Consider the following 9820-nt stretch of genomic DNA (forward strand, 5'->3'; position numbering starts at 1 on the left):
CCGGCATTCGCGCGGGCGGCCCTGCAACCCCAACCAGCGATGCCGCCCGCGCTGGCGCCACGACCATCATTGCACTAACAATCAAATTGGACCCGTCCGTGGGGGGCCGATCAGCACCAACTCTCTTTGTAGCCTTTCCATTGATGCGCCAATCCATTGTTGACTAGCTGTTGGCCTACGTCACCTCGGCTGTTTCGGATCGTTGCCAGAGTGCGACCGTAGCGATCGCGACGCGTGTTGACCCTCGTTGTCGAGAACCAGCCGCACCGCGCGCTCGCGCACTTCAGGGGAAAACTTGTTCGTCGTCTTGCTCATGATGCTCCATCCTACTCAGGAGTTGGAGCCTCCGGCAAACCCGGCGCGGTTCAATCTCCTGTCGATCTATATTAGAAAACACCTGGTGTTGCAAAAATGCTATAGCGATACGCCAAAGATAATGCATATTTATGGATATGATCCTTTAAGGAGGGGGTTATTATGAAGTTTGTCGCAATCGCAACAACCGCTGCACTTCTCTCAACATCCGCCTTGGCAGCAGATGCCGTATTTTCTTATGATCCCGCACCGACGGTAGCAGACGTTCCAGCTTACGCCTGGAGCGGAGCTTACATCGGTCTTAATGCGGGCTATGGCGGCGGTAAGCTGCGTGCGAATGCCCAGGAATGGCTTGTCGAAGGTAACGAGATCTACGATACCATCTCCTACGGAGCCGGCATCACGGGTAGTGGCTTCATCGGCGGCGCGCAGGCGGGCTTCAATTGGCAGTCCGGCTCGGTAGTGTACGGCTTGGAGACCGACATTCAGTATTCCGGCATCAAGGCTGAAGCGTCTGCTTACTTTGATGATTTTTCTGGTCGCATCGGCGGCAAGGTTCAGTGGTTTGGTACCACGCGGGCCCGTATTGGCTTCTTGCCACAAGAGCGCTTTATGGTTTACGCGACTGGCGGTGTTGCTTACGGCAGGACTGAGTTGTTTGCAGAAGGCACCGACGAAGGGGAAACTGAGGGGGTGTCTGCGTCCAAGACCAAGGTTGGTTGGACTGCTGGTGCTGGTGCGGAATACGCGCTTGACAACAATTGGTCGCTAAAGACGGAGTACCTTTATACTGACCTCGGCAAGTGGACCTTCGCAGAAGGACCATTGCTCCTGGGAGGCGATGATGGACGCGCAGATGCAAAGTTCAAGTTCCATACCGTCCGTGTTGGCTTGAACTACAAGTTCTAAGCAACATTGGGCATCTGGCCTCTTGGTCGCCGCAGGCATTGTTGTCTGCGGCGCTTTTTGTTCTAGGCGCATCCCGATGAGCCAAGGTACGGGGTCTCTGCTTCAACATGCCCAAGGCGAGTATTAGCGACTCACGACCCATCAGAGGGGGATGTATAGGGGGATGGGCTAACGAGTTAGCTTACTAACCTACTGAAATTGCTTTAATTTATGGAAGAAAATGGTGCCTCCGGTCAGACTCGAACTGACACTCCTTTCGGAACCCGATTTTGAGTCGGGCGCGTCTACCAATTCCACCACGGAGGCACGCTGATCACCCAGCAGGGGCGGACTATACGCAGCCGGATGTGGCCGTCAACTGGTTACGACAAATTGAACGCAAGCGTCAGTTGAACCGGCTTCGCAAGGCGGCTACACAGTCTCAGCACCAAGGGGTCCCGATGCTTCGCAAACTCTACGACTTCACGATGTCCCTGGCGGCAACCCGCCACGCGGAGAAAAGCCTTGCGGCGATTTCGTTCATCGAGAGCTCGTTCTTCCCGATTCCGCCGGACGTGCTCCTCATCCCGATGGTCCTGGCGGACCGGTCCAAGTGGTTCCGCTATGCGCTGATCTGCACCATCGCATCCGTGCTCGGAGCTCTGCTCGGCTATGCCATCGGCGCGTTCCTGTATGAGGTGGTCGGCGTTCCAATCCTGCGGTTCTATGGCCAGGAAGCCGCCTTTGCCGAAATCGCCGCCCTCTACAACAAATGGGGCGGGTGGGCGATCCTGTTCGGCGCGGTGACACCCTTCCCTTACAAGGTGCTGGCGATCTTCTCCGGTGCGACAGGCTTCAGCGTCCCGCTTCTCATCCTTGTCTCGATCGTCGGACGCGGATTGCGGTTCTTCATCGTCTCCTGGCTGCTCTTCATGTTTGGCGCACCGATCCGCGAGTTCATCGAGAAGAACCTCGGTCTTCTCTTCACCCTGTTCATGGTTTTGCTGATCGGCGGTTTCGTCGCCGTCCGCTATGTCTTCTGAGGCTCGACAATGTCACTCTCCAGCCTGACCGAACGTGCCTACGCCACCGTCTCCGCCTTCCTGGCGGCAGCCATGGCGGCAACGGTAGGTACCGCCCTAGCCTTCGAGCACATCGGCGGCTACCTGCCCTGCAAGCTGTGCCTCGAGCAGCGCGTGCCCTACTACATCGGCGTCCCGGTGATGGTGCTGGCCACGCTGAGCGCGGTGTTCCGCCTGCCCACCGCCGTCACGCGGCTGCTTATTCTCATCGGCGGCGCGCTGATGCTGTGGACCATGTATCTGTCCGGCTATCACTCCGGCGTCGAGTGGGGCTGGTGGGAAGGCCCGGCCGACTGCTCCACGCCCGTGCTGCCCACCATCGAAGGCAGCCTGCTCGACCAGCTGAACGCGGTCATTCCGCCTTCCTGCGGCGTGGCGTCCTGGCGCTTCCTGGGCCTCTCGTTCGCAGGCTGGAACTTCGTGATCAGCACGATTCTTGCGGCGGTCGCCTTCACCGCCGTGCTGCGCAAGCGGGGGTAAGGGACCCTGCGCCTCGCCGGTTTCCGTATAACCCTGCGGCCGACGTCCTCCGGCCGTTGAGGGCCGGGTCAAGGCTCGAGTTCGACGTCCCAGTAGAGATAGTCGAGCCAGCTCTCGTGAAGATAGTTGGGCGGGAAGTGCCGCCCGGCATTGTGCAGGTCGTAGACCGTCGGCCTGAAGGGCTTCTGTCGCGGAAACATGCCCGCCTGCTCCGGCAGCAGCCCGCCCTTGCGGAGGTTGCAGGGGGCACAGGAAGCGACAACGTTCTCCCAGGTCGTCTGGCCACCCATGTGTCGCGGAATAACGTGATCGAAGGTCAGGTCGTGCTTCGCGCCGCAGTACTGGCACTCGAAATGGTCGCGGAGGAAGACGTTGAAACGGGTGAAGGCCGGATAGAGCGAGGGCTTCACATAGGTCTTGAGACTGACGACGCTCGGGATCCGCATCGTAAAGGACGGCGAGGAGACCGTCTGGTCGTATTCGGCGACGATGTTCACCCGGTCGAGAAATACAGCCTTTATCGCGTCCTGCCACGACCAGAGCGACAGGGGATAATAGCTCAGCGGCCTGTAATCCGCATTTAGCACCAAGGCAGGCATGCCGCCCGGAGAAAAAGCGATGGTCACGTGTTTGGCTCCTGTGAGCTGGACAGACCGATCGACACCGTCATTCTAATCCCGCCGCGACAGCCTTGTGAAGCATATTGTCGGACGCGACGGTGCCTGCATCGCGGGTTTCCACGGGTTATGGGGCGCTGCGACCGACGGCAGGACCTCCCTACCCTTCATTTCGCGGTAGAGCGCCCAGAATAGCCGCGTGGCTACCGACCGCCAGGGGCTCCACGCCAGAGCCATGGCGGCGAGCACCCGGTCGGCAGGCCGGGCCGTCAGCCCGAGGCCCTCGGCCACCGCGGCCTGGAGCGCCACGTCGCGCGACGGAAAGACATCCGGGTGGCCGGCCGTCAGCAGGAAGACCTCGGCGGTCCACGGACCTATCCCCGGAAGGGCGGAGAGGGTTGCGATCGCCTCAGCGGAGGGGCATTCGGCGAGGGCCGCAAGGTCCAGCTTTTCCTCTTCAATGGATGCGGCGAGAGCCAAAAGCGCGCGCTGCTTGGCCTGGGAAAGTCTTGCCTCCACCAGCGCTGCGGGACCGGCGGCCAGAAGCTGGCCGGCGCTCAGGGGCTGCACCTTGCGCGACAGTCGGTCGAGCATGGCCTGGGCGCTTGCACGCGACACCTGCTGGGCGACGACGATCGCGGCGAGGCTCGCAAAGTTCGGCTCGGACAGACGAAGGTCGACCGCGCTGACGCGCCTGCGAACCCCTGCCAGACGCGGATCGGCAGCCTCCAGCTCGTCCAGCGCGCGAACGATATCAGCTTCCGACCTGATCCTTTCCATAGCTCCTCCTTGACACGGCCGGGCGAGATTATACCGTCGGAACCAAGCTGCTGCCCGAAAGGCAGTTCAACCCGATTTCCATCAACCGGATGAATAAACCCGTCTTCCGCTTCGCCCCGAGTTCCAACGGCGCCCTGCATCTCGGCCACGCCTATTCGGCGTTGCTCAACTATATGCTGGCGCGGGAGAGCGGAGGACGTTTCCTCGTGCGGATCGAGGATATCGACACGACGCGCTGCACGCCCGAACTCGAGGCAGGCATTCTGCGGGACCTCAAGTGGCTGGGCCTTGCCTGGGAAGAGCCGGTGCGCCGCCAGTCCGATCATTTCGACGATTACCGCGAGGCGCTGGAGTCACTGATCGAGGCGGGGCTCGTCTATCCCTCCTTCATGACGCGCGGCGAGGTACGTGCCCATATCGCCGAGGCGGAGGCGGGGGGCGAGCCGTGGCTACGGGATCCGGACGGGGTGCCGCTCTTTCCGCCCGTCGACCGGGAACGCCCGGAGGCGGAGCGCAGGCGGCGGATGGAAGATGGCGAGCCCTTCGCCTGGCGGCTCGACATGGAGGCAGCGCTCCGGCACATCGGCGAAACGCTCCACTGGGAGGAAGAGGGGGAAGGTCCCGCCGGCGAGACGGGAACCGTGACCGCCAACCCGCGAGCCTGGGGAGACGTGGTCATCGCCCGAAAGGAGATCCCGGCGAGCTACCACCTCTCCGTGGTTGTCGACGATGCGCTGCAGGGGATCACCCATGTCGTGCGCGGCCGCGACCTGTTCTACGCGACTGCCGTCCACCGCGTCTTACAGGAGCTCTTGAAACTGCCCGTGCCGCAGTATCACCATCACCGGCTGGTCCTCGACGAAAACGGCCGCAAGCTCTCGAAAAGCGCCAACGATACCTCCCTCGCCTCTCTCCGGCAGGCGCGGGCAAGCCCGCGCGACATTGCGAGGATGATCGGCTTCGAGGCACTGGCGTTTCTGCCGGACGGCTGAGATCCCTCCCCCGCTCGTACCACCCTTCCCTGCCCGCCCTGATGAGCCACACGATCACGGACAAACCGATGCAAAACCTGGTTCGCACCATCCCAGCCGTCTTCGTCGTGCTCTGGTCCACCGGTTTCATTGGCGCACGCTATGCGATGCCATGGGCAGAGCCCTTCACCTTCCTCTCGGTGCGCATCGTGCTGTCCATCGCGCTGCTGCTCCTGCTCGTGCCGCTGTTCAAGGCAAAGCGCCTGCCGCCGGTGACGGCCCTGCATGCGGCCATCGCCGGCATGCTGATGCACGGCGTCTACCTCGGCGGGGTGTTCTGGGCGGTGCGTCGCGGCTTGCCGGCGGGGCTTGCCGGTCTCGTGGTCGGCCTGCAGCCGCTGCTCACGGCGCTGATGGCGAGCGCCTTCGCAGGCGAGCGCGTGGACCGCAAGGTCTGGCTCGGCCTGTTCATCGGCTTTGCGGGGGTCGCCATCGTGCTGTCGCCCAAGCTCGGCGACATTTCGAGCGGCGTGACGGTGGAGACGGTGAGCGCAGGGCTCGCGGCGGTGGTCGCCATGGCACTCGGGACAGTCTGGCAGAAGAGGTTCGTCGCCAACGCCGACCTGCTCACGGGAACGATCTGGCAGTATGTCGGCGGGCTCACGCTGGCACTGCCCATCTCGTTGCTGTTCGAGACAAGGGAATACATCCTCACCGGCGAGCTGGTCTTCGCCATGGCGTGGCTGGTGATCGTGCTTTCGGTCGCCGCCATTCTGCTGCTGATGATCCTCATCCGCGCAGGTGAGGTGTCGCGCGTGGCGTCTCTCTTCTATCTCGTGCCGGCGGTCACGGCGCTGATGGCCTGGCTGCTGTTCAACGAGACGCTGACGCCGGTGCAAATCGTGGGCATGGCGATCACCACATTCGGCGTGGCACTTGCCACGGTTCAGCGCAGGCCGCGCCGGGCGGCGATGTTGCGGTAGCGCATGATGGCCGCGTTGATCTCCGCGCCGAGGATGAAGATCGCCGAGACAATATAGAGGAAGACGACGGCGATCATGATCGAGGCCAGCCCCGCGTAGGTTGAGGCATAGCTGGAAAAGCGGGAGAGATAGGCCGCGAACAGGCTGGAGCCAATGAGCCAGCCGACCAGCGTGAAGAGCAGGCCAGGCAGGATTTCCATGACCGTGCGCTTGCCAGCGGGCAGCCACAGATGAACCGCAAACAGCGACAGAACCAGAATCGTGATGGCGATGACGTAACGCCAGAGGGTGATCTTGCCCATGTAGGGGCGCAACCAGTCGAGGTAGGAGACCGCAATACCCGCCGCCACGGGCGCCACGACGAGCAGAAGGCTCACGGCGGTGAAGCCAAGGGTCGCCACCAGCACGAAGCCCAGACTCTGGAATCGCAGCCGGATCATCGAGCGCCGCTCGGTCATCCGGTAGGCCCGGTTGAGCGAGGTGCGCAGCGCCTCGACGCCGTTGGAAGCGAAAAAGGCGGCAACGAGAACACCGAAAGTCAGCACGTCGCCTCGGCGAACGCCGAGCACGTTGTGGACTTCCCGCGCGATCGGCTCGGCCACCACGTCCGGCCAGGTCTGGAAGATCAGGTCGACCACCGTCTCCGCATAACGGTCCGCGCCGAGGTAGCTGGCGAGCGCGGTGGCAAAGATCAGGAACGGAAACAGCGCCATGATGGCGCTGATGGCGAGATGACTGGCCATGGCCCAGCCGTCGTCGTTGTTGAAATGCCCGAAGGCATCGCCAAGAATGCGGCGAAGCGCGTCGAGCGTGCTGCCGCCCTTCCGTCCCTGTTCCATGCTCACCAATGGCCGACCTTCGTTCAAACCTGTATGTGATCCCAATTCCCTCAATGACAAGCAAGCGGGGCAAGGATTCGGCATGAATACACAGAGAACCGTGCTCATTACCGGAGCATCATCCGGAATCGGAGCCCATTGCGCCCGCGCGCTCAAGGCCGACGGGTGGCGCGTCTTCGCCACGGCGCGCAAGCCGGAAGACTTGGCTATGCTGGAACAGGATGGCCTGGAAGCCTTCTACCTCGACTACAGGGAACCCGAGGCAATCGCCGCGCTTGTAGAGTCAGTGCTCGCCCGTACGGGCGGGCGGCTGGACGCGCTGGTCAACAACGGCGCTTATGCGCAGGCGGGCGCCGTCGAGGATCTGCCCATGGAAGCGCTGCGGGAACAGTTCGAGGCCAATTTCTTCGGGTGGCATGACCTCACGCGCCGCATCGTGCCGGTGATGCGGGCGCAGGGGCATGGCCGACTCGTCCACGTCTCCTCGATCCTCGGGCTGGTGCCGGTGCGCTTCCGCGGCGCCTATGCGGCGTCGAAACACGCCATCGAGGGGCTGATGCTGTGCATGCGGCTGGAGCTCATGGGGTCAGGCATCCACGTCAGCCTCATCGAGCCGGGACCGGTCAAGTCGAAGATTGCCTCGAACGGCCTGCCGCACTTCCTGAAGCATATAGACGTGGAACAATCCCCGCACAGGCAGGCGTATCAGGCCCAACTCGAACGTCTGCAGAGCGGCGGGCGGAAGTCGCCCTTCAAACCAGGCCCGGAAGCCGTCTACCGCAAACTGAAACACGCGCTCGACCATCCCCGGCCGCGCCCCCATTATGTGGTAACGCTGCCGGCCAGGATCGGCACCGGGCTGAAGAGAATTCTTCCTGCTTCCCTGCTCTATCGCATACTTGCCGGACAGGACTGATTCGACCGCCAGCAGACAGAAAGGACAGCACCCATGCCATTCAGACCCATCGACGTTCTTCTCGCCCTGCTCATGGCGGCGGTCGTGATCGTCCTCATCCGGGGCCTCGTGAACATGATGCGCGGCGGACCCGCGGAAAAGTCCAACAGGCTGATGCGCTGGCGCATCGCCTTCCAGGCGCTCGCCGTGCTGGTGGCGGTCATTGCGCTGTGGATCGGCACGCGCGGCCAGGGATAGCCCGACGCGACCATGGTCAAGCTCAACAAGATCTACACCCGGACCGGCGACAAGGGCACCTCCGGGCTCGTCACCGGCGAGCGCCGGCCGAAGAGCGACGCGATCTTTGACGCCATCGGCGCGGTGGACGAGACGAGCGCCGTCATTGGCATGGCGCGCCTCCACACAGCCGAGCAGTTTCCCGAGCTCGACGCGATGCTCGCCCGCATCCAGAACGACCTGTTCGACCTCGGAGCGGATCTCGCAACCCCGGACAGCGGCACCCTGAGCTTCGAGGCGTTGCGCATCGTGCCCGCTCAGGTGGAACGGCTGGAGCGGGAGATCGACCGGCTGAATGCGGAGCTTGAGCCGCTCAAGTCCTTCATCCTTCCGGGCGGATCGCAAGCGGCGGCGGCGCTGCACCTGGCGCGGACGATCGCACGGCGGGCGGAGCGCGAAATGGTGCGTCTCAGCCAGCAGGAAGGATCGCAGGTGGGACCGGCCGCGCTGCAGTACATCAACCGGCTGTCGGACCTGCTCTTCGTCGCGGCCCGCTGGGTCAATGACAAGGGAGCAGGCGATGTGCTATGGGTACCGGGCAAGAACCGTTGAACGCCGGAAGGCCATGATGGGAGCGGCAGCCGCTCCGGGAGGGCCGGCGGACGTAGGCAAGGCCGGATCCCCGTGAATCGTCATGTTCATACCGCTCTATGATTCCAACCGGCTCCGGCACATCCGCCGACAGTACGTGACCGAGGCGATCATCGCCATCAACGTGCTGGTCTATCTCCTTACGTCGCTTTCCGGAGAAGGGTTCTCGCAGGCAGCCGCCTACGGGCTCGGCTACATTCCGTCGGTCGTATACAACTACGCCATCCTGCCGCCCGAACTGGAGATGGTGCCGGTTCCCTTCACCTATGTCACCTATGCCTTCCTGCACGGGGACATCTTCCACCTGCTCGGCAACATGCTGTTCCTGTGGGTGTTCGGCGACAACGTGGAGGACGCGCTCGGGCATATCCGCTACACGATCTTCTATTTCGCCTGTATCATCGCCGGGGCCGTCGCGCACGGGATGGCGATGCCCTATTCGCAGATGCCGCTCATCGGCGCTTCGGGTGCCGTCGCCGGCGTTGTCACCGCCTATCTCATCCTGCATCCGCGCGTGAAGCTGTGGGTGCTGATCCTGGCGCGCATTCCGCTGCGCCTGCCCGCCTATGTGGTGCTCGCGACATGGATCGCGACGCAGTTCCTCATGATGCTCGTCGACACGGAGGGGGCCGTCTCCTGGGCAGCCCACATCGGCGGCATCATCGCCGGCGCGGTGCTGGTCGTCGTGCTGCGCAGGCCCGGCGTGCCGCTGTTCGAGAAACCGGTCGCCGCCACCGACACCGTGCGGTCCGAGCATGACGCCTGAACCGCGCGGCCGTTTGCTCTCGCCTGATACCATTTGCCCCTGTTCTATTGACGGCCAAAACCGTCATCTTTAGCTTGCGCGCCGCGGCGAACGCCGCGAGGCCAAGTTTCATTTTTCCTTCCCTCAGTCGCACCCACTGCGAGCGGGAGGCCCTATCCACGGCCCGGATGGAGTGAGAGGAGTTCTGCAGTTGAAAGTCCTTGTTCCCGTAAAGCGGGTTATAGATTCGAATGTGAAGCCGCGTGTGAAGGCGGATGGGTCTGGTGTTGATCTTGCCAACATCAAGATGGCGATGAACCCGTTCGACGAGATCGCG

Annotated in this window: 14 protein-coding genes, 1 tRNA gene and 1 pseudogene; 10 read left to right on the top strand and 6 right to left on the bottom strand. The window is 62.9% G+C overall.

Features of this window, described 5'->3' with window-relative positions; translation table 11 throughout:
- Nucleotides 1-110: 110 nt before the first annotated feature.
- Both ABD906_RS00480 and ABD906_RS00485 read right to left on the bottom strand, forming a co-directional pair.
- Nucleotides 111-209: a hypothetical protein gene (locus ABD906_RS00480; RefSeq protein ID WP_345097632.1), complete on the bottom strand. Its 99-nt coding sequence runs from the start codon at nucleotides 207-209 to the stop codon at nucleotides 111-113.
- Nucleotides 181-315: a hypothetical protein gene (locus ABD906_RS00485; RefSeq protein ID WP_345097634.1), complete on the bottom strand. Its 135-nt coding sequence runs from the start codon at nucleotides 313-315 to the stop codon at nucleotides 181-183. Before ABD906_RS00485 ends, ABD906_RS00480 begins: the two co-directional genes overlap by 29 nt.
- A 162-nt stretch (nucleotides 316-477) precedes the next feature.
- Here ABD906_RS00485 and ABD906_RS00490 point away from each other — a divergent pair, with 162 nt between their 5' ends.
- Nucleotides 478-1224: an outer membrane protein gene (locus ABD906_RS00490; protein WP_345097621.1), complete on the top strand. Its 747-nt coding sequence runs from the start codon at nucleotides 478-480 to the stop codon at nucleotides 1222-1224.
- Between the two features lie 221 nt (nucleotides 1225-1445).
- Here the strand turns inward: ABD906_RS00490 and ABD906_RS00495 are convergent.
- Nucleotides 1446-1530: transfer RNA gene (locus ABD906_RS00495), tRNA-Leu, on the bottom strand.
- A gap of 134 nt (nucleotides 1531-1664) precedes the next feature.
- On the opposite strand from ABD906_RS00495, the gene ABD906_RS00500 reads away from it, so the two are divergent.
- On the top strand, nucleotides 1665-2246 hold the full coding sequence (locus ABD906_RS00500) for a YqaA family protein (RefSeq protein WP_345097622.1): 582 nt from the start codon (nucleotides 1665-1667) through the stop codon (nucleotides 2244-2246).
- 9 nt (nucleotides 2247-2255) lie between these two features.
- Nucleotides 2256-2765: a disulfide bond formation protein B gene (locus tag ABD906_RS00505; protein ID WP_345097623.1), complete on the top strand. Its 510-nt coding sequence runs from the start codon at nucleotides 2256-2258 to the stop codon at nucleotides 2763-2765.
- Nucleotides 2766-2833: 68 nt separating this feature from the next.
- On the opposite strand, the gene ABD906_RS00510 is transcribed toward ABD906_RS00505, so the two are convergent.
- Both ABD906_RS00510 and ABD906_RS00515 read right to left on the bottom strand, forming a co-directional pair.
- Entirely contained in the window at nucleotides 2834-3391 is a 558-nt protein-coding gene (locus tag ABD906_RS00510; protein WP_345097624.1) for an HNH endonuclease, read from the bottom strand.
- Between the two features lie 45 nt (nucleotides 3392-3436).
- On the bottom strand, nucleotides 3437-4162 hold the full coding sequence (locus ABD906_RS00515; RefSeq protein WP_345097625.1) for a DNA-3-methyladenine glycosylase family protein: 726 nt from the start codon (nucleotides 4160-4162) through the stop codon (nucleotides 3437-3439).
- Nucleotides 4163-4251: 89 nt separating this feature from the next.
- Between ABD906_RS00515 and gluQRS the strand changes: the two genes are divergently transcribed.
- Both gluQRS and ABD906_RS00525 read left to right on the top strand, forming a co-directional pair.
- Entirely contained in the window at nucleotides 4252-5154 is a 903-nt protein-coding gene (gene gluQRS, locus ABD906_RS00520) for a tRNA glutamyl-Q(34) synthetase GluQRS (protein ID WP_345097626.1), read from the top strand.
- 68 nt (nucleotides 5155-5222) lie between these two features.
- On the top strand, nucleotides 5223-6116 hold the full coding sequence (locus ABD906_RS00525) for a DMT family transporter (RefSeq protein ID WP_345097627.1): 894 nt from the start codon (nucleotides 5223-5225) through the stop codon (nucleotides 6114-6116).
- Here the strand turns inward: ABD906_RS00525 and ABD906_RS00530 are convergent.
- Entirely contained in the window at nucleotides 6080-6955 is an 876-nt protein-coding gene (locus ABD906_RS00530) for a YihY/virulence factor BrkB family protein (RefSeq protein WP_345097633.1), read from the bottom strand. The two genes, ABD906_RS00525 and ABD906_RS00530, sit on opposite strands and share 37 nt — an antisense overlap.
- Nucleotides 6956-7037: 82 nt before the next feature.
- Here ABD906_RS00530 and ABD906_RS00535 point away from each other — a divergent pair, with 82 nt between their 5' ends.
- The 5 genes and pseudogenes from ABD906_RS00535 to ABD906_RS00555 form a co-directional block, all read left to right on the top strand.
- Complete coding sequence (locus ABD906_RS00535) at nucleotides 7038-7871, top strand: SDR family oxidoreductase (RefSeq protein WP_345097628.1); 834 nt, start codon at nucleotides 7038-7040, stop codon at nucleotides 7869-7871.
- A 33-nt stretch (nucleotides 7872-7904) separates the two neighbouring features.
- Nucleotides 7905-8108 carry a twin transmembrane helix small protein gene (locus tag ABD906_RS00540; protein WP_345097629.1) on the top strand — a complete coding sequence of 68 codons (204 nt, stop codon included), beginning with the start codon at nucleotides 7905-7907 and terminating at the stop codon, nucleotides 8106-8108.
- Nucleotides 8109-8120: 12 nt separating this feature from the next.
- Nucleotides 8121-8699 carry a cob(I)yrinic acid a,c-diamide adenosyltransferase gene (locus tag ABD906_RS00545; RefSeq protein WP_345097630.1) on the top strand — a complete coding sequence of 193 codons (579 nt, stop codon included), beginning with the start codon at nucleotides 8121-8123 and terminating at the stop codon, nucleotides 8697-8699.
- An 82-nt stretch (nucleotides 8700-8781) separates the two neighbouring features.
- The gene (locus ABD906_RS00550) at nucleotides 8782-9504 is read left to right on the top strand and encodes a rhomboid family intramembrane serine protease (RefSeq protein ID WP_345097631.1); all 723 of its coding nucleotides are present in this window, start codon (nucleotides 8782-8784) and stop codon (nucleotides 9502-9504) included.
- A 190-nt stretch (nucleotides 9505-9694) separates the two neighbouring features.
- A pseudogene (locus tag ABD906_RS00555) lies at nucleotides 9695-9820 on the top strand (electron transfer flavoprotein subunit beta/FixA family protein); the annotation flags it as partial.

It is taken from the genome of Chelativorans composti, assembly GCF_039541695.1.
GTDB classification, from domain to species: Bacteria; Pseudomonadota; Alphaproteobacteria; order Rhizobiales; family Rhizobiaceae; genus Chelativorans; species Chelativorans composti.